Source organism: Streptomyces sp. NPDC057963 (assembly GCF_042887155.1).
Lineage (GTDB): Bacteria > Actinomycetota > Actinomycetes > Streptomycetales > Streptomycetaceae > Streptomyces.
On record NZ_JBHVPX010000003.1, the window covers coordinates 16,195 to 36,664 of the forward strand.

At 71.9% G+C, this 20,470-nt stretch carries 6 protein-coding genes; 4 read left to right on the plus strand and 2 right to left on the minus strand.

Annotated elements, in window-relative coordinates; translation table 11 throughout:
• Positions 1 to 129: 129 nt before the first annotated feature.
• Together ACFVT1_RS07310 and ACFVT1_RS07315 are read left to right on the plus strand one after the other, a co-directional pair.
• Positions 130 to 14,313: an amino acid adenylation domain-containing protein gene (locus ACFVT1_RS07310; protein ID WP_389793390.1), complete on the plus strand. Its 14,184-nt coding sequence runs from the start codon at positions 130 to 132 to the stop codon at positions 14,311 to 14,313.
• Between the two features lie 152 nt (positions 14,314 to 14,465).
• Complete coding sequence (locus ACFVT1_RS07315) at positions 14,466 to 16,037, plus strand: tryptophan halogenase family protein (RefSeq protein ID WP_389793391.1); 1,572 nt, start codon at positions 14,466 to 14,468, stop codon at positions 16,035 to 16,037.
• Positions 16,038 to 16,234: 197 nt separating this feature from the next.
• Here the strand turns inward: ACFVT1_RS07315 and ACFVT1_RS07320 are convergent, their stop codons facing one another.
• Positions 16,235 to 18,049 (minus strand): ABC transporter ATP-binding protein, encoded by a 1,815-nt coding sequence (locus ACFVT1_RS07320; RefSeq protein ID WP_389793392.1) that lies wholly within the window; start codon positions 18,047 to 18,049, stop codon positions 16,235 to 16,237.
• A gap of 428 nt (positions 18,050 to 18,477) precedes the next feature.
• A complete protein-coding gene (locus ACFVT1_RS07325) occupies positions 18,478 to 19,131 on the minus strand; it encodes a TetR/AcrR family transcriptional regulator (RefSeq protein WP_389793393.1) in 654 nt (217 codons plus the stop codon).
• Between the two features lie 183 nt (positions 19,132 to 19,314).
• Here ACFVT1_RS07325 and ACFVT1_RS07330 point away from each other — a divergent pair, with 183 nt between their 5' ends.
• Together ACFVT1_RS07330 and ACFVT1_RS07335 are read left to right on the plus strand one after the other, a co-directional pair.
• Positions 19,315 to 19,680, plus strand: coding sequence for a hypothetical protein (locus tag ACFVT1_RS07330; protein ID WP_389793395.1), 366 nt, complete (start codon positions 19,315 to 19,317; stop codon positions 19,678 to 19,680).
• A 72-nt stretch (positions 19,681 to 19,752) separates the two neighbouring features.
• Complete coding sequence (locus ACFVT1_RS07335) at positions 19,753 to 20,391, plus strand: SRPBCC family protein (RefSeq protein ID WP_389793396.1); 639 nt, start codon at positions 19,753 to 19,755, stop codon at positions 20,389 to 20,391.
• Positions 20,392 to 20,470: the final 79 nt, after the last annotated feature.

Here is a 20,470-nt window from a genome sequence, read left to right on the forward strand (position 1 = left end):
TCCTGGCGAATCCGGGGTGGCCCGTCGCCGGGTAATCCACATCCGTTTCTTGTGCGGAATGCGCTGTGCGGGAGGCTCCCCGCACGCCATTTCCCGCACCTCCGCAAGTGAAATGAGTGTCGAGGAGTCATGGACCGATCTCAGTATTTCGCTGACGGCGAGCAGACCTTTCCGCTGACCGGCGCACAGTCCGGGGTCTGGTTCGCCTCGCAGGTCGATCCGGACAGCCCGATCTTCAGGGCTGCCGAGTACCTGGAAATCCACGGTCCCCTTGTCCCCGCGCTCTTCGAACAGGCTCTGCGGCAGGTGTTCGCCGAGGCGGACGCCCTGCACATCAGGTTCCTGGACACCGAGGACGGGCCCCGCCAGGTGGTGGGCCCGCCGCCCCGATGGCAGCTGGAGACGGTCGACGTGTCCGGTGAACCGGACCCCGGGCGCGCCGCCGAGGAGTGGATGGGGCGAGACCTGCGCAGGCGGATCGACCTCACCCGCTCTCCGCTGTTCACCTACGCGCTGTTCCGTGCCGGCGACGACCGGTGGTTCTGGTACCACGCGTACCACCACATCCTGCTCGACGGCGTGGGCGCCGCCCTTCTGGTGCGCAGGGTGGCGGACGTCTACAGCGCTCTGGCGGCCGGCACGGCGCCGGAGCCGAGTCCGTTCGAGTCGGTGCGCACGCTGCTCGACGGCGACTTCGCCTACCGCGGGTCGGGGGAATTCGAGCGGGACCGCGCGTTCTGGCGGGAGACGTTCGCCGACCGGCCGGAGCCGATCGCCCTGGCGGCCCGACCCCTGCGTGCGTCGGCCGAGTCCGTCCGGCACACCGCCTGCCTGCCGCCGCAGGTCCAGCAGGATCTCACGGCCGCGGCGGAGCACATCGGGGTTGCCAGGTCGCGCATCCTGATCGCCGCGACCGCAGCCTTCCTCCACCGTACGACCGGGCTCACCGACGTGGTGCTGGGCCTGCCGGTCACCGCGCGCCACGACGCGCGGTCACGCCTGGCGCCGGGCATGGTGGCCAACGTCCTGCCGCTGCGGGTGGCGGTCACCCCCGGCACCACCGTGGCCGAGCTGCTGGCGGGGACCCGTGCCGCGCTGCGCGGCCTCGTGTCCCACCAGCGCTACCGGGGCGAGGACCTGCGGCGCGATCTGGGACTGCCCAACGACTACCGCCGGTACTTCGGCCCGCTGGTCAACGTGGTCCCGTTCGACTACGACCTGCGCTTCGCCGGGAGCCGGAGCGACGCGCACAACATGTCGCTGCGGCTCATCGAGGACCTCGCCATCTCCGTGTACGACCGGGCCGACGGCAGCCGGATCCGGGTGGACTTCGATGTCCACCCCGAGCTGTACCGCACCGAGGAGGCCGCCGCCGTCCAGGGCCGCTATCTGGAGTTCATCGGCCGTGTGGCGCGGGCACTGGGCGAACCCGACGTGCCGGTCGGCCGACTCGGTCTGCTCCACGACGACGAGATCGAGGCCCTGGTTGCACAGCCCGTCCCGACGGGCCCCGACGGGGCCGGGCCCACGCTGCCCGCGCTCTTCGAGCACCAGGTCCGGACGTCGCCCGCGGCGCCGGCCGTGGAGTACGGGGGGACCGTCCTCGACTACGCGGAGCTGAACCGGCGGGCCAATCGCCTCGCCCATGCGCTGATCTCACGGGGCGTGGGGCCCGAGGACCGGGTCGCCCTCCTGCTGTCCCGTTCGACCGAGTTCGTGGTCGCCGCCCTCGCCGTCGCCAAAGCGGGCGCCGCCTACGTGCCCGTCGACCCGGCGTACCCGCCGGCCCGTATCGGATACGTGCTGCGGGACGCGGCTCCCGTGGCCGTGCTCGTGGAGTCCGGTACGGCGGCCGCCGCCGAGGCCGCGGAGTGCCGCCCGCTGCGGCTCGACGACCCCGAAGTCGTGCGCGACCTGGCCGGCCGGCCGGACGACGATCCGGTGGACGGCGACCGGACAGCGGCGCTGACGGCTGCTCACCCGGCCTATGTCATCTACACCTCGGGGTCCACCGGCCGCCCCAAGGGTGTGGTGGTCACGCACCGGGGCATCCCCGGGCTGGCCGACTCCCTGATCCGGCGGCTCGACGTGCGGCCCGGCAGCCGGGTGCTGCAGTTCGCCGCCATGGGATTCGACGCGACGGTCGCCGAACTGTGCATGGGCCTGCTGTCCGGAGCCACGCTCGTGCTGGCGTCCGCGGACCGGCTGATGCCCGGGGACGCGCTCGCCTCCTTCACCCGGCAGGCGCACATCACCCACGCGCTCCTGCCGCCCTCCTCGCTGGCCGTCATGGATGCCGGGGGCGATCTGCCCGCGGACATAAACCTCTTCGTGGGAGGCGAGGCGACCTCGGCCGAGCTCGCGTCCCGCTGGGCGCCCGGCAGGCTCCTCGTCAACGCCTACGGTCCCACCGAGACCACCGTGGCCGCCACGATGAGCGACGCCCTGGACGGCACCGGGGAACCGCCGATCGGCAGTCCCCTCGCCGGCGCCCGGGTGTATGTGCTCGATACCGCGCTGCACCTGGTGCCGCCCGGGACCACCGGTGAGCTGTACGTGGCGGGGTCCGGCCTCGCTCGCGGGTATCTGGGGCGCTCCCAGCTGACCGCGGAGTGTTTCGTCGCCAACCCCTTCGGGCTGCCCGGCGAGCGCATGTACCGCACCGGGGACCTCGTACGGCAGCGCTCCGACGGCACGCTGGAATTCGTCGGCCGCGCCGACGAGCAGGTCAAGGTCCGCGGATACCGGGTGGAGCTCGGGGAGGTCGAAGCCGCCCTGCTGCGGCTGCCCGGCGTCGGTCGGGCCGCCGCCGCCGTGTACCGGGACGCGACGGGTGAACCCTCCCTGGCCGCCTATGTCGTGCCCGCCGGCGGCGGGCTCGACCCTGCCGCGCTCCGTGAGCGGCTGGCCGCGACGCTGCCCGGCCACCTCGTGCCCACCGTCTTCACCGTGCTGGACGCCATACCGGTCACCGCGAACGGGAAGACCGACCGCACGGCACTGCCGCACCCCAGCGCCTCGGACGGCGCCCGCGCCGGGCGCGCGCCGCGCACTGCCCGGGAGCGGACGCTGTGCCAGATCTTCGCCCAGGCCCTCGGCCTCGAATCCGTCGGGATCGACGACGACTTCTTCGCCCTGGGCGGCCACTCCCTGCTGGCGGCGCGGACAGCCCGGCGCGTCCGCGCCGCGCTCGGCGTGGAATGCGGAGTGGAGGCCGTCTTCGCGGCTCCCACGGTGGCGCGGCTGGCCGAGCACCTCGTGGCCCCGGCGGCCGGCGTGCCGGCCCTGTCCGCGGTGGAGCGGGACGGCGTTCTTGAGCTCTCCCCCGCCCAGCGACGGCTGTGGTTCCTGCACCAGCTGGAGACCTTCGAGGCCGCGTACAATATTCCGCTCGTCCTCACGCTCACCGGTGAACTCGACCGGCCCGCGCTGGAGTCGGCACTCGGCGATCTCACCGACCGGCACGAGATCCTGCGCACCGTCTACCGGGAGAACGCGGGCGTCCCGGTACAGGAGATCCTCGCCCCCGGCACGGGCTGCGCGCTCGGCGCCGAAACCGTCTCCGAAGCGGATCTGTCCGGCCGCCTGGCCTCGGCCGTGGCCCGCCCCTTCGATCTGGCCGGTGAACCCCCGCTGCGGGCGACGCTGTTCAGCCTCGAACCGGGCCGGCACGTGCTGTTGCTGCTGCTGCATCACATCGCCGCGGACGCCGATTCGCTCGCGCCGCTGCTGCGCGACCTCGTCGCCGCCTATGACGCGCGGTGCGCCGGACAAGCACCTCGACTCGCCCCACTGCCCGTGCAGTACGCCGACTACGCCGCCTGGCAGCACCGCTTGCTGGGCGCCGAGGAGGATCCGCAGAGCCGCGCCGCGCGGCAGCTCGCCTACTGGAAGCAGCGGCTGGACGGCCTGCCGGAAAGCCTCGACCTTCCCTTCGACCGTCCGCTTCCGCCGACCGCGGCGGCCCCCGCCGGTCTGGTCACCCTCGCTCTCGGACCGGAACTCCACCATCGCGTGGGTGAACTGGCCCGGTCGAGCGGCACCAGCGTGTTCATGGTCGTTCAGGCCGCGCTCTCGGCGCTGCTGACCCGGCTGGGCGCGGGCACCGACATCGCCGTCGGCGCCCCCGTGGCAGCGCGTGGCGACGACGCGCTGGAGGAGCTGGTCGGCTTCTTCACCAACACCCTGGTGCTGCGGACGGACACCGGCGGCAACCCCACCTTCCGGGAGTTGCTGGCCCGGGTCCGGCAGGGCAATCTGGGCGACTACGCGCACCAGGACCTGCCGTTCGAGCGGCTGGTGGAGGTGCTCAACCCGACGCGTTCGAGGGCCCGCACCCCGCTGTTCCAGGTCATGCTCGCGATGGACAGCGCGGAGCGCCGGCTGCCCGAGGCCACCGGTCTGAGTCTGGGACTGCTCGACGTCGCGACCGGGAACGCCAAGGTCGATCTTTCGTTCAACGTCCGGGAGGACCTCTCGACGGCAGGAGAGGCGGGCGGCATCCTCGTCGCCCTGGAGTTCCGCTCCGACGTCTTCGAACGGACCACCGCCCAGTCCCTCCTGGCCCGGCTGGGCCGGTTGGTCTCCGTCGCCGCCGAGGCACCGGACACCCGCATCGGCAGCGCCCGGATCCTCACCCCGGAGGAGACCCATCGGCTGCTGGAGGAGTGGAACGGGACCGCGGCGCCGGAGTCCCTGACCGATCTCGTGAGCCGGGTCCGCGACGTCGCCGCCGAACGTCCGGACGCCGTCGCGGTCACGGACGACGACGGGGACATCACGTACCGGGAACTGATGGCCCGCGTCGCGTCACTGGCCGCGCGTCTGCGCTCGCGCGGGGCGGGCCCCGATGCCGTGGTCGCCGTGCTCGCCGAGCGCGGTGGCCACGCGGTCACCGCGTTCCTCGGCATCCTGGCCGCCGGAGCGGCATACCTCCCGCTGGACACCCGCGCGCCGGCCGGCCGCACCGCTGCCCTGCTGTCCGACGCGCACGCGCGCTGGCTCCTGGCCGGGCCCGGGTGCCACGAGGCGGCCGCCGAGGCGGCCCGAGCGGCGGAGCCGGAGCCACAGGTGCTGCGGCTCGACACGGCCGCCGACGAGGCGCCCGGCGGCGAAGCGGTGGCGCCCGCCGCGGAACAGCTCGCCTATGTCATCTTCACCTCGGGCTCCACCGGACGTCCCAAGGGCGCCATGGTGCACCAGCGGGGAATGAACAACCATCTGCTGGCGAAGGTCGACGACCTCGGCCTGACCGCCCAGGACACGGTGGTCCAGAACGCCCCGCTGACCTTCGACGTGTCGGTCTGGCAGATGATCGCGCCACTGGTGGTCGGCGGCCGGGTACTCGCCGTCGGGCACGCCCTCGCGGCCGACGCACCGGGCCTGTTCCGCCGGGTCGCCCACCAGGACGTCACCGTGCTCGAAGTCGTCCCGTCCGTGCTGCGGGCCGCGCTGGACACCTGGGACGACGGCGCGGAGGTTCCGTCCCTGCCGTCGCTGCGCCTGCTGGTCGTCACCGGTGAGGAGCTGCCGAGCGAGCTGTGCCGGCGCTGGTTCGCCCGCTTCGAGGGCGTCCCCCTCGTCAACGCCTACGGCCCGACCGAGTGCTCCGACGACGTCACCCACGCCCTGATCACGGCGGATCGGACACAGGACGCGAGGACCACGGCACCGATCGGCCGGCCGATCCGCAACACTCGGCTGTATGTGCTGAGTGACGAGCTCCAGCCGGTGCCCGCGGGCATCACGGGCGATCTGTACGTCGCGGGCACGGGTGTCGGACGGGGGTACCTGGGCGACCCGGGCAGGACCGCCGCCGCCTTCGTGCCCGATCCCTTCGCCGCCGACGGCAGCGTCATGTACCGCACGGGGGACCGCGTCCGGCACCGTCCGGACGGCCAGCTGGAATTCCTCGGCCGCCAGGACGCGCAGGTGAAGATCCGGGGCCAGCGCGTCGAGCTGGGCGAGGTCGAGGCGCAGCTGCGGGCCCAGGAAGGGGTGACCGACGCGGTGGCCTGCGTGATCACCGCACCGGGCGGGCACCGCCGGCTCGCCGGGTACGTGGTGGGGAGCGAGGACGTCCGGTCCGTGCGGGACGCGCTGACCGCCGTGCTGCCGGAGCACATGGTTCCGTCGGTTCTCGTCCCGCTGCCGGAGCTGCCGCTGACGTCCAACGGGAAGGTGGACCGCAAGGCGCTGCCGGTACCGGACTTCGCGACCGGAACCGTCCGTGAGCCACGGACCCCGGAGGAGGAGATCCTCTGCGGGATGTTCGCCGACCTGCTCGGGCTCGACAGCGTCGGGATCGACGACAACTTCTTCGCCCTGGGCGGCCACTCGCTGCTGGCGACCCGGCTGATGGCCCGGATCCGCGCCACGCTCGGCGCCGATCCCGGAGTCGCCGCGCTCTTCGCGGCGCCGACCGTCGCCGGCCTGGCCGGACAGCTCCCGGCCGCCGGGCCGGCCCGCCGCGGACCGGCCCGGACGGACCGGCCGCAGGTGATTCCGCTGTCCTACGCCCAGCGCGGGCTGTGGTTCATCAACCGGCTGGACCCGGCTGACGGCACCTACAACATTCCCCTGGTGGTACGCCTTTCCGGAACCCTCGACACGGCAGCGCTGACCACGGCGTTCGCCTCCGTGGCGGCCCGCCACGAGAGCCTGCGGACCGTCTTCCCCGAGGTGGACGGCGTCCCTCGGCAGATCGTCCTCGATCCCGCCGAGGCCCGTCCCGCGCTGCCCCTGGTGGATGCGGTGGAGCAGGAGCTGGACTCGCTGATCGCCCAGGAGGCCGGCCGGGGCTTCGACGTGACGAGCGAGCCTCCGCTGCGGGCCCTGCTCCTGGTGCTCGGCCCGCAGGACCACGTGCTGGTCGTGGTGACGCACCACATCGCGAGCGACGGATGGTCCACGGCGCCGCTCGCCCGTGACCTGTCCGTCGCCTATGCGGCCGCCCTCGAAGGGCGTGAACCCGCCTGGGCCCCGCTGCCGGTGCAGTACCCCGACCACACCCTGTGGCAGAACGGCCTGTTGGGTGACGAGAGCGATCCGGACAGCGCGATATCCCGGCAACTCGCCCATTGGACGGCGGCGTTGGCGGACCTCCCGGAGGAAGTCCCGCTGCCCGCCGACCGGCCGCGCCCCGCGGTGCCCAGCGGGCGCGGAGGGCTCGTTCCGTTCGAGCTGACGGCCGAAGCGCACCGTGGAGTGCTGCGGGTGGCCCGTACCCGCGGCGCCACCGTGTTCATGGTGCTGCACGCCGCGCTGACGGCGCTGCTGACCCGGCTCGGCGCGGGCACCGACATCCCTGTCGGCGGATCGGTGACCGGCCGCGCCGACGAAGCCCTGGACGACCTGGTCGGCTTCTTCGTCAACTCGCTGGTACTGCGGGTCGACACCGCGGGCGACCCGTCCTTCGGTGAGTTGCTGGAGCGCACCCGCCGGGCGGACATCGCGTCCTTCAGCCATCAGGATCTGCCGTTCGAGCGGCTGGTGGAGGCGCTCAACCCGCGCCGCTCGCTGACCCGCCACCCCTTGTTCCAGGTCAAGCTGGTGCTGCAGAATCTGGCCCGGCCGGAGGTGGAGTTCCCCGGCCTGCACGCCGAGATCGGGCAGACCGACCCCGACATGGCCAAGTTCGACCTGCTCTTCAGCATGGCCGAACGCTACGACGGGCACGGCGCCCCCCTCGGCGTCGAGGCGGCCGCGGGCTACTCGGCGGACCTGTTCGACCGGTCCACCGTGCAGGCGCTGACCGGCCGGTTCGTCCGGTTGCTGGAGGCCGCGCTGGCGGACCCGGACCTGCCGATCAGCGGCCTGCGGGTGCTGGACGACCGGGAGCGGCACGAGCTGCTGGCCGTGCGCAACGACACCGCTCACGAGACGCCGGACGCCACGCTGCCGCAGCTCTTCGAGACACAGGCCGCTCGCACCCCCGGAGCCCCGGCGCTCGTGTGCGGGGACCTGGAGCTGACGTACGGGCAGCTCAACGCCCGCGCCAACCGGCTCGCCCGGCTGCTGATCGACCGCGGTGCCGTCGCCGGCACCCTGGTCGCGCTCGCCCTGCCCCGCTCGGCGGAGGCCGTCACGGCGATGCTGGCCGTGGGCAAGGCGGGCGCCGCCTATCTGCCGCTGGACCCCGGGCTCCCCGGCGACCGTGTCGATCTCCTGCTCAAGGACGCCCGGCCCGCCCTGCTGCTGACGACCGAGGGAGTCCTGGCCGAGGCCCCTCGTCTGGCAGAGGGCTCGGCGCGGGTGCTGGCGCTGGACTGCGCCGAGGCGGTGGACGCGCTCGCCCGCCGCGCCGGCACCGATCCCCGCGACGCCGACAGGCCCACGCCCGCCACCCCGTCGGACGCCGCGTACGTCGTCTACACCTCGGGCTCCACGGGCACGCCGAAGGGGGCCGTGGTCGAGCAGCGCTCCCTCGCGGAGTACGCGATGCGCAGCGCCGCGGAGTACCCGGGCCTGCGGGGCCGTACGCTGCTGCACTCGCCGCTCTCCTTCGACCTCGGGCTCACCACCCTGTACGGCACCCTGCTGGCCGGCGGCTGCCTGTACGTGGCCGACCTGGACGAGCGGCTGGCGGTGCCGGGCGGTCTGACCTTCCTCAAAATCACCCCCAGCCATCTACCGATCGTCGATTCCCTGCCCGAGGTCTGCTCCGCGGCCGTCGAGCTGATGACCGGCGGCGAGGCGCTGCACAGCGAGCAGCTCGCCGCGTGGCGGGCGCGGCACCCCGAGGCCGCGGTGATCAACCACTACGGCCCGACCGAGACCACCATCGGTGTGCTCGACCACCGCGTCCCGGCCGCCGCTGTGCTGCCCGCGGGCCCGGTCCCGCTGGGCCGTCCGATGTGGAACACCCGGGCCTATGTGCTGGACTCGGCGCTGCGGCCGGTGCCGGACGGTGTGGTGGGCGAGCTGTACGTCGCGGGCACGGGCCTGGCGCGCGGCTACCTGGGCCGGCCCTCCGCCACGGCCGAACGGTTCGTGCCCGACCCGTACGGGCCGCCCGGAGCGCGGATGTACCGCACCGGAGACCGGGTCCGCTGGACCTCGGCCAAGACCCTGGAGTACGTCGGCCGCGCCGACCAGCAGGTGAAGCTCCGCGGCTTCCGCATCGAGCTCGAAGAGGTCGAGTCGGCGCTGCTGTCGGCCCGCGGGGTGCGGCAGGCGCTCGCGCTGGTGCGCGAGGACCGGCCGGGTGACAAGCGGCTGGTGGGGTACGCCGTCCCCGAGACCGGGGCCCGGGTGGCACCCGGCCCGCTGCGCGCGCACACCGCGGGGACCCTGCCCGAGTACATGGTGCCGTCCGCGGTCGTCGTCCTGGACCGGCTCCCGCTGACGGCCAACGGCAAGGTCGACAGGGCCGCGCTGCCCGCCCCCGGGTTCGGCGCCTCGGCGATGGCGCGTGCGCCCCGCACCCCGGAGGAGGAGATCCTCTGCGAGCTCTTCGCCGACGTGCTCGGCACGGACCGGGTCGGCGTCGACGACGACTTCTTCGCCCTGGGCGGCCACTCGCTGCTCGCCATGCGGCTGCTCAGCCGGATCGCCTCCACACTCGGTGTGCGGGTGGGCGTCAAGGCGATCTTCGACGCCCCGACCGTCGCCGGGATCGCCGCCCGCCTCACCACCCCGGACGAGGCCCGGCCCGCACTGGTCCCGGCGGACCGGGGCGACCGTGTCCCGCTGTCCTTCGCCCAGCGCCGCCTGTGGTTCCTCAACCGGCTGGAAGGTCCCAGCGCCACCTACAACGTTCCGCTCGTCCTGCGCATCACGGGCCGGGTCGACCGCGCCGCGCTGCGGGCGGCGCTGAGTGACGTCGTCGGCCGGCACGAAAGCCTGCGCACGGTCTTCCCCGAGACCGACGGCAGGCCCGGCCAGCACGTCCTCGGCCCGGTGGAAGGCGCTCCCGTCCTGGAGACGTCCGACATCAGCCCCGCGCAGCTGCCGGAGGCGATCAGCGAGACCGTCGTGCGAGGCTTCGACCTCGTCGACCGGCCGCCGCTGCGGGCCCGGCTGCTCACCGCGGGCGACAGTGCGGTGCTCGTCGTGGTGACACACCACATCGTCAGCGACGGCTGGTCCCTCACTCCCCTGCTTCGCGACCTGTCGCAGGCGTACGCCTCCCGCTGCCGCGGCGAGGCGCCGGGCTGGACGGCGCTGCCGGTGCAGTACGCCGACTACGCCCTGTGGCAGCGCGAGGTGCTGGGCGACGAAGCCGACCCGGACAGTCAACTGTCCCGGCAGCTCGGCTACTGGACGGCCGCGCTCGACGGCCTGCCCGAGGAGCTGGACCTCCCCACCGACCGTCCGCGGCCGGAGGCCGCCAGCTACCGCGGGGCCAACGTGCCCGTCGCTCTCGGCGCCGGGACCCACACCAGGCTGACGGCACTGGCCAGGGCGAACGGTGTCAGTGTCTTCATGGTGCTCCAGGCCGGCCTCGCCGCCCTGCTGACCCGGCTGGGCGCGGGCACCGACATCCCGCTCGGCACCCCGGTCGCGGGCCGTACCGACGACGCCCTCGACGAGCTGGTCGGCTTCTTCGTCAACACCCTGGTGCTGCGCACCGACACCGCGGGCAACCCGTCCTTCCGCGAACTGCTCGCACGGGTCCGGGAGACCGATCTGGCCGCCTACACCCACCAGGACCTGCCGTTCGAGCGACTGGTGGAAGAGCTGAACCCGGTGCGTTCGCTGGCCCGGCACCCGTTGTTCCAGATCATGCTCATCCTGCACAACACCGAACGGCCGGAGATGAGCCTGGCCGGGCTGGACGTACGGGTCGAGGGTGCCGAAGCCCCCGTCGCCAAGTTCGATCTGTCCGTCAGCCTCTGGGAGCGGTACGGCCTGGACGGTGCGGCGGACGGCGTCCTCGGCCAGATCGAGTACGCCGAGGACCTGTTCGACCGGCCCACCGTGGAGGCGCTCGCGGCCCGGTTCCAGCGGCTGCTCGCGGCAGCCGTCGCCGAACCCGGCCTGCCCATCGGCAGCCTTGAGGTGCTCGACGACCAGGAGTGGCACGAGTTGCTGGTCGTCCGCAACGACACCGCGCACGAGGTGCCCGACGCGTCCCTGCCCGAGCTGTTCCGGCAGCAGGTGGCACGCTCGCCACGCGCCACGGCGCTGGTGTGCGGACCGCTGGAGCTGACGTACGAGCAGCTCGACGCCCGCAGCGACCGTCTGGCGCGGGCCCTGCTCGACCGGGGTGTCCGCGCGGAGGACCGGGTGGCTCTGCTGCTCGGCGGACGGGTCGACAACATCGTGGCGACGCTCGCCGTCACCAAGGCCGGTGCGGTCTATGTGCCGTTGGACGGCCGCAGCCCGCAGGCCAGGATGCGCCACATCCTGAACAGCACCGGCAGCGTGGTCGTGCTGTCCGACCGTACGGGTTCGGCGCTGCTCCCGGACACGTCGGCCGCCGTCGTCCTCGTCGACGAACTGGAACTGCCGGACGGTCCTGGTGACCGTCCCGTGATGGCCGTTCAGCCCGACCGGCTCGCGTACATCATGTACACGTCGGGTTCCACGGGTGAACCGAAGGGCGTCGCGGTGACCCACCGCAACGTCGTCGGCCTGGTCAGGGACCGCTGGTGGGGCATCGAGGCGGGGCGCGACCGGCAGCTGATGCACCAGCCGCCCTCGTTCGACGCGTCCACCTACGAACTGTGGGTGCCGCTGCTCAACGGTGTGCAGATCGTCGCCCTGGACGGCGATGCCACTGACATCGACGCTCTCTCCGCCACCGTCACAGAACACCGGGTGACCGTCGGCCCGTTCAGCGAGGGCGTGTTCCGGCTGCTCGCCGAGAACCATGCGGAGAGCCTCCGCGACCTGCGCGAGGTCACCATCGGTGGCGACACCGTGTCGGCGGCCGCGGTCCGCAAGGTCCGTGAACACAACGCGGGAGCCCGGCTCACCAACAGCTACGGGCCCACCGAGGCGACACTGGCCGTCGTCCACCACGCGATCACCGACGAGGACGTCGAACGCAACTCCTTCCCCATCGGCCGGCCGATGGACAACACCCGGGTGTACGTCCTCGACGAGGGCATGCGACCCGTGCCCGACGGTGTCACCGGCGAGCTGTACGTCGCGGGCGACGGACTGGCCCGCGGCTACGTCGGCCGGCCGGCCCTGACGGCGGAGCGGTTCGTGGCGGATCCGTTCGGTCCCGGCGCGACACGCATGTACCGGACCGGTGACATGGTGCGGTGGCGTGCGGACGGCACGTTGGAGTTCGCCGGCCGTGCGGACGCGCAGGTCAAGGTCCGCGGCTTCCGCATCGAACCGGGCGAGGTCGAATCCGCGCTGGCGTCCTTCGACGGTGCGGCCCAGACCGTCGTCGTGGTGCGCGAGGACCGTCCGGGCGACAAGCGCATGGTCGCCTACGTCGTGCCGGTGGCCGGCGCGGGCTTCGACACCGCCGCGATCAGGAGCCACGTCGCCGCGATCCTGCCGGACTACATGGTGCCTTCGGCCTTCGTGTCGCTGGAGGCGCTGCCGCTGACCCTCACCGGAAAGCTGAACCGCTCCGCCCTGCCCGCGCCCGACTACTCGAGCGGCGGCGGGCAGGGACCGCGCAACGACCGGGAGAAGCTGCTGTGCGCGCTGGTCGCGGAGCTGCTCGGGGTCCCCGATGTGACGGTCGACGACAACTTCTTCGCCATGGGCGGCGACAGCATCGTCTCCATCCAACTGGTGAGCCGGGCCCGGCAGGCCGGGCTGGTGCTCACCCCGAGGGACGTCTTCCAGTACCAGACCGTGGCGGGCCTCGCCCTGGCCGCGGGCGCGGCCGCCCCGGACGGCGACCACGCCGAGCCCGATCTCGGCACCGGATCCGTACCGCTCACCCCGATCATGGGGTGGCTGCGGGAACTGGGCAGCCCGATCGACGGGTTCAACCAGTCCGTACTGCTGCGGGTGCCCGCGGGGCTGACGCAGGACGCGCTGGTCGAGGCCCTGCAGGCCCTGCTCGACCGGCACGATGTGCTGCGCGCACGCCTCGACCGCTCCTGCGCGGACCGATGGACCCTGGAGATCCCGCCCGCCGGGACTACTGACGCGGCGCACCGCATACGCCGGGTCGACGTGTCCGCGCACACCGAATCCACGCTGGCACCGGTCCTGGCCGAGCACGCGGAGGCCGCACGCCGGGAACTGGCCCCGGACGAGGGCGCCATGGTGCGTGCGGTCTGGTTCGACGCGGGCGAGGAGCGCTCCGGCCGACTGCTGCTGATGCTGCACCACCTGGTGGTCGACGGGGTGTCGTGGCGGATCCTCGTCCCGGACCTGATGTCCGGCTGGCTCGATGCCGCGGTCGGACACGAGATCGCCCTGGAACCCGTCCGCACTTCGTTCCGCACCTGGGCGCGCCGGCTCGTGGAGCGGGCCGGCAGCGCTGCCGCCGAGGCCGAGCTGCCGGTGTGGGAGCGGATGTCGGCGGCGCCCGGCCCGCTGCTCGCCGGCCGGCCCCTGGATCCCGCCGAGGACACCAAGGCCACCGGCCTGCACCACACGTCGGTGCTGCCGGCCGACCGCACGGAACCGCTGCTGACCACGGTGCCCGCGGCGTTGGACACCCGGGTGGACGAGGTGCTGCTCACCGGCTTCGCGCTGGCCCTCGCGGAATGGCGGCGGCGGCGCGGGACCGGCGGCGGCAGCCCGGTCCTGCTGAGCCTGGAGGGACACGGACGGGACGAGACCGGTGCGGCCGAACTGTCACGCACGGTGGGATGGTTCACCGCCGCTCACCCCCTCCTGGTGGACCCGGGCGTCAAGTGGCACGAGATCCAGAACGGCGGCCCCGCCGCGGGCACCGCGCTGAACCGGGTACGGGAGCAGATCCGCGCCGTGCCCGGCAAGGGCGCAGGGTACGGCCTGCTCCGCTATCTGAACCCGCGGACCGCCCCGCTGCTCCGTGACGCTCCCGGCCCGCAGATCGGGTTCAACTATCTGGGACGGGTGCGAACGGACAACACGGGGCCCACCGACTGGGGTGCGGCGCCGGAGGACGTGCGCATCGCACCCACGGACCCGGACATGCCGTTCGCCCACTCCCTGGAGCTGAACGCGGTCACCCACGACCGCCTCGGGGGGCCGGAGTTGAGCGTGACCTGGTCCTGGCCCGCCGGGCTCTTCGACGAGCAGGAGATCCGGTCGCTGACCGGCCTGTGGTTCGAGGCCCTGGACGCGCTGACGAAGTACGCCCTCACCGCCCCGGACACGCACGGCCTCATGCCGTCCGACCTCTCCCTCGTGGATCTGCTCCAGGAAGAGATCGACGAGCTCGAAGCCGACTGGGGGATCTGATGCCCCGGCTCGGCGAACAGACCGTGCGGCCAGTCCCACCGGGCGACGCCGATGGCCGCCATTGAGCCCGGCGGGCTCCGGCCGTGGCCGACCGCCCGGCGGCCGCACATCCACCTCCCACCCACACCTACCCATGGACCCGAGGTACTGGCATGAATACGAAGAACCCTGACAAGGTCGTGATCGTCGGGGGCGGTACAGCAGGATGGATGACCGCCTCGTACCTCAAGAAGGCGTTCGGTGACCGCCTGTCGGTGACCCTCGTCGAGTCCGGCAGGATCGGCACCATCGGCGTCGGAGAAGCGACGTTCAGCGACATCCGGCACTTCTTCGAGTTCCTCGACCTCAAGGAGGAGGACTGGATGCCGGCCTGCAACGCCACCTACAAGCTGGCGGTCCGGTTCCAGGACTGGCGACGGCCCGGACATCACTTCTACCACCCGTTCGAGCAGATGCGTTCGGTCGACGGGTTCCCTCTGACCGACTGGTGGCTGCAAGAGGGGCCGACCAGCAGGTTCGACAAGGACTGCTTCGTCATGGCGTCCCTCTGCGACGCGGGGCGCAGTCCGCGCCATCTGAACGGCTCCCTTCTCCAGCAGGAGTTCGGCGCGGGGACCGACGAGCCCGCCGGCCTCACGATGTCCGAGCACCAGGGCAAGACGCAGTTCCCGTACGCCTACCACTTCGAGGCGGCTCTGCTCGCCAAGTACCTCACCGGTTATGCGACGGACCGCGGTGTGGAACACATCATCGACGACGTCCAGGAGGTGAAGCTCGACGAGCGCGGGTGGATCAGCCACATCGTCACCAAGGAGCACGGTGACATCGGCGGCGACCTGTACATCGACTGCACCGGGTTCCGGGGAGTGCTGCTGAACCAGGCGCTCGGAGTGCCGTTCGTGTCCTACCAGGACACGCTGCCCAACGACAGCGCGGTCGCCCTTCAGGTCCCGCTGGACATGAAGGCGCGCGGCATCCCGCCGTACACGCAGGCGACCGCGCAGAAGGCGGGATGGACCTGGACGATCCCGCTGTTCGGCCGGATCGGCACCGGGTACGTCTACGCCAAGGACTACTGCTCGCCCGAGGAGGCCGAGCGCACGCTGCGTGAGTTCGTCGGGCCGGAGGCCGCCGACGTCGAGGCCAACCACATCCGCATGCGGATCGGCCGCAGCGAGCAGTCCTGGAAGGGCAACTGTGTCGCCATCGGACTGTCCAGCGGCTTCGTCGAACCCCTCGAGTCGACCGGCATCTTCTTCATCCACCACGCGATCGAGCAGTTGGTCAAGCACTTCCCGGCCGCGGACTGGCACCCGCAGTTGCGTGCCGCCTACAACTCGGCCGTCGCCAACGTGATGGACGGCGTACGGGAGTTCCTCGTACTGCACTACAAGGGCGCGGCACGCAACGACACGCAGTACTGGAAGGACACCAAGACCCGGGCCGTCCCGGACGCGCTCGCCGAGCGCATCGAACGCTGGCAGGTGCAGCTGCCCGACTCGGAGAACATCTTCCCGCATTACCACGGGCTGCCGCCGTACTCGTACATGGCCATCCTGCTCGGCACCGGCGCCATCGAGCTGCGCCCCTCGCCCGCGCTGGGCCTGGCCGACCCCACCACGGCGCGGAAGGAGTTTGCCGCGATCCGCGACAGGGCGCGCTTCCTGGTCGACACGCTGCCCAGCCAGTACGACTACTTCGCCGCGTTGCGGGAGCGTTCGTGACCGGGGTTCTGCGGGCGAGTCGTCCCCGAGCCTTCTCCCTTCTCACGCCGACGCGCGGTGAAGGACGAGGACGGTCCACACCGGGCCGGTGATCCGGTCGGGGGCCACCGGCCCGAGCACCCCCGGCCCGGCGGCCGGCAGCCCCCACCGGCACCACCGCCTCGGCGGGCACTGGCCTGCATCCAGCGGGCTCGGGTTCAGCGCGGGTCCGGTTGCCGCGCGGGGACGTCGTCGAGGAAGCCGCCCGACTGGTGCTGCCAGAGCTTCGCGTAGGCGCCGTCCGACACGAGCAGCTCCTGGTGCGTACCCTGCTCGACGATCCGACCTCGGTCCAGGACCACGAGCCGGTCCATGGTGGCCACCGTGCTCAACCGGTGCGCCACCACAAGCGCCGTCCGCCCGTCCATGAGCCGCCACAGCGCCTCCTGGACGAGGATCTCGCTCTCGGAGTCCAGGGCGCTGGTCGCCTCGTCCAGCAGCAGGATCGGTGCGTCGCGCAGGATCGCTCTGGCGAGGGCGACCCGCTGGCGCTGTCCGCCGGACAGTTTCACCCCGCGCTCGCCCACCATGGTGCCGAAGCCGTCCGGCAACGCGTCCGCGAACTCCGTGACGTGCGCGGCCTCGGCCGCGCGGCGGATCTCGGCGTCGGTGGCGCCCGGCCGGGCGAACGCGATGTTGTCCCGCAGGGTGCGGTGGAACATCGCCGGGTCCTGCGGCACGTAGGCGATCAGGCTGCGCACATCGGCCTGGCGCAGCCTGCTGATGTCCTGACCCCCGATCAGGATCCGGCCGGCGTCGATGTCCGTCATCCGCAGCAGCAGCCGGCTGAGCGTGGTCTTGCCACCGCCGGACCGGCCGACGAGGCCGATCTTCGCACCGCTGTGCACGGTCAGGTCGAGGCATTCGAAGAGCGGCTTCGCACCCGTGTGGGCGAACGTCACCTGCTCGAAGCGGACATCGGCAGGCCGGGACAGCAGCGGCTCCGGCGACGCCGGGTCGAGTACGGTCGGCGGCGTCAGCAGCAGCTCGGTGAACTGCGCGGCCTCCGTCATCGAACTTTCCAGGCGGCGGTAGATCTGGTTGAACTCGAACATGATCCGTGTCGCGTTGGTGTAGTACGTGAAGGCGACAACGACCGCTTCCACGCCGTGCCCACCCCCGCCGAGAGCCACCGCGAGCAGCAGGCCCGTCGCGTTGGTCAGCACGGACATCGGCGCGACCAGCGTGTCGATGCGCAGGTTGCCGTAGTCCCAGGACCGCAACGAGAGCCGCCTCGATTCCGCGACGCGGGAGCGGTGTTCGGCGGCCTCGCGTTCCTCGGCGGCGAACGCCCGAACCGTGTCCATGTTCATCAGGCTGTCGGCGACGTGACCCGACACCCGGGCGATCGCCTCCTCCCGCCGGTCGACGAGTGCCTGGCGGCGACGGATCAGCGGCGTCACACACAGCGCCGTCAGCGCGATCATCGCCAAGAGCCCCACGACGAGGAGCGGTTCGTAGCGCCACAGCACCACAGAGCCGAAAGCCAGCGGTACGAAGCTGCCCACGACCGAGAACGTCAGCGTGTCGACGAAATCCTCGAAGCGGGAAGCGAAGCTCAGGACCCGTTTGGTCAGCGACCCGGCGAAGTTGTCGTGGAAGAAGACGGCGTCCTTGGCGAACAGCTCATCCATGCCGATCACGTACAAGTGCTCGATACCGAGGGCGTCGAGGCGGTTCAGGAAGTGCAGGCCGATACGCCACAGTGTCTCCGCGAGGAGCAGAACGCCGGCGAAGCCGAGGACGTAGGGCAGCGTCGAGGCAAAGGTGGTACCGGTGTCGCCGGCGATGCGGCCGACCAGCTTCGCGACGACCAGCGGCGCGATGTAGTTGATGCCGATGTTGCCCAATGCCGGTAACAGCATCGCAGGCACCGTCAGCCGTCGGTGCCGGGCCAACTCCCGTCCGTAGTAACGGAGTGCGAGGCGCACCGAGCCCCTGCCCGGCGCGTCGTGCGATTCAGGCGATCCCATACCAACCCTGTGTGGTCGTGCGGCGACCCCGCCACCTGGTACTGCGGGGAGAGGCTCTCGCCTCGTTGGCCGCTCGGAGCTTCAGTTTCGAGTGAGTTCCCTCGTCCGGGTCGTCTTGCGACGGGCGGTGCACGGCGCCGGAGCCCCCTCGCAGCCCATGACGACGCATACGGTACGAGTACGAGGAGACAAGGCGAGGAACCTCAGTGTCCCGCGGCAGCACCTGCGGAGTCCAAGCGTTTTTCTCGGCCGGAGGCAACCCCGCACACCCCCGGCAACGCGGCGCGATGCGGCTCGCTGTCGGCGCCCGGTGACCGGGCAGCAGGACGACCGGGCCTTCACCGGTCGAGTCCGGCGCACGCTCCAGCGCCCGGAAGGCAGCCGATCTCCTTGCGGGCCGGTGGCGACGAGCACTCGGCCGGAGGGCGTCAGGCCCGGTGTGCCAGCAGGGCGTCCAGTTCGGCCGCGAAGAGCTGGGCGGGATCGAAGCCCATCCCGGTGAAGTGGCCCGCGAGTTCGAGGGAGAGGATTCCGTGCAGGCGGGTCCAGAAGATCAGGGCCCGGTGCAGGACCGCGGGGTGGGCTGGGTGGCCGTCGGCCCAGTCCCGGTGGTCTTCCAGGTGCGCGTCGAACGGCGTCGCGGGGCTGTCCCCGGGGAGCGCCATGAAGGCATCGAGCAGGGTCGCCATCATCTCGCCGGTGATGCCGGTGGTTTCCTCGGGTGCGTGGTAGCCGGGGACGGGGGTGCCGTAGATGAGGAAGTACCGCTGGGGGTCCTGAAGCGCCCACTCGCGCAGGGCGTGTGCCAGTCCGGCCAGGTCGGCGCCGGCGGCGGAGGCCGTGCGAAGGGTCTCGGCGAGGCTTCGGTAGGCGTCCTTGACGAGTTCGGTGATCAGCTCGTCGCGGCCGGCGTAGTAGCGGTAGAGCGCGGGCCCGCTCATACCGATCTGCTTGGCGATGGCGTTGAGGGAGAGAGCGGACGCCCCTGCCCCGGCGATCTGCTCCCAGGCGCGTTCCTTGATCTCCGCGCGCACCTCGGCGCGGTAGCGCTCCCGCGGGGTCCTCGGGTCCGGCTTCGTCACGCCCTGGCCACCTTCCCCGTCCATGCGGATACAGCCTCAAAGTTTCGTTAGAGGCTATCACGCAAAGCATTGACCTCCCGATTCGCATTGCGTTATAACTTCTAACGAACGCAAGAGCTTCTAGGCAGTTGCGGCGGTGCGACTGCCGGAACCGTGTACTCCACCGGATCAGGGGGGACTTGAATGACCACCGCAGCCATGTCACACCGCACCCGCACAGACCGACGTGTTCCGCGGCCGGTGGCCGTCTCCTCCTGGGCGGTCCCCGTCATGGTGGTCGGCCAGTTCGCTCTGATCGCGGTCGTCCCGGTCGTGATCGCGCTGGTCGGCGCACTGCGTCAGGTCGGCGACCGGGCGGTGCGCGGGGCAGCTGTCCTGCTCGCCGTCACGTACGCGATCCCCCTGGTCGTATGGGTGACACGGCCCGACGGGGCGCAGAGCCTGTCCAAGGACATGCACCCCGCGTTCACCGGTCTGATCACCGCCGCGTCCGCCGCACTCGTCGCCACGATCCTCCGAGCCCGCCGCCGGAGCCTTCCCGCGCGGTGACCCGATGCCCGCCCGACAACCAACCCGAGCCCAGCAGGCAAAGGCCGCCCAGCAACTGACAAGGAGAACGCCATGCCCGGCATCCGCAGCACCAGCGCCCCCGCCGCCCTGTTCACCGTCCCTCTCGTCGCCGTCTGCCTTCTCGGCGCCACCGCGACACCCGCCGGCGCCGCCGTCCCCCACCCGGCCAAGTCCCTCACGTGCCGCGGCGAAGGCGTCGATCCCGACGCACGTGTCCGCCACCGGACCGAGACCGTGATCCACGCGCCCCTGACGTCCATCTGGAAGCTGCAGACCGACGTGGAGCGCTGGCCGTCCTGGCAGGCCCCCGTCGAAACCGCCGAACGCCTCGACCAGGGGCCCCTGCGGCAGGGCTCGGCATTCCGGTGGACGACTCCGGTGCCGCCCAATCCGGCGACCCCCGCCACCAGTCTGGACATCACGTCGACCGTCCAGCAGCTTGAGCACAACTCCTGCATCCGCTGGACCGGCCCCGCTGTCGGTGAAGGACTGCGCATCGACGGCGTCCACGTGTGGACCTTCACCAGGACCGGGGACGGTGTCCGCGTGCGCACCGAAGAGACCCACACCGGCGACCAGGTCGACGCGGACGTTCCCGCCGCGACCGAGATCCTCGCCAAGGGCCTCGAAGCGTGGCTGCGCGATCTGAAGACCACTGCCGAGGCCCGCACCCACGGCCGACCGCACTGAACCGCGAACCGGGCCCGGACCCGTGCCGCCGTCCTCCTCGGCCCCGCGCACGATGAGGACGGCGGCACGGAGCAGGTAC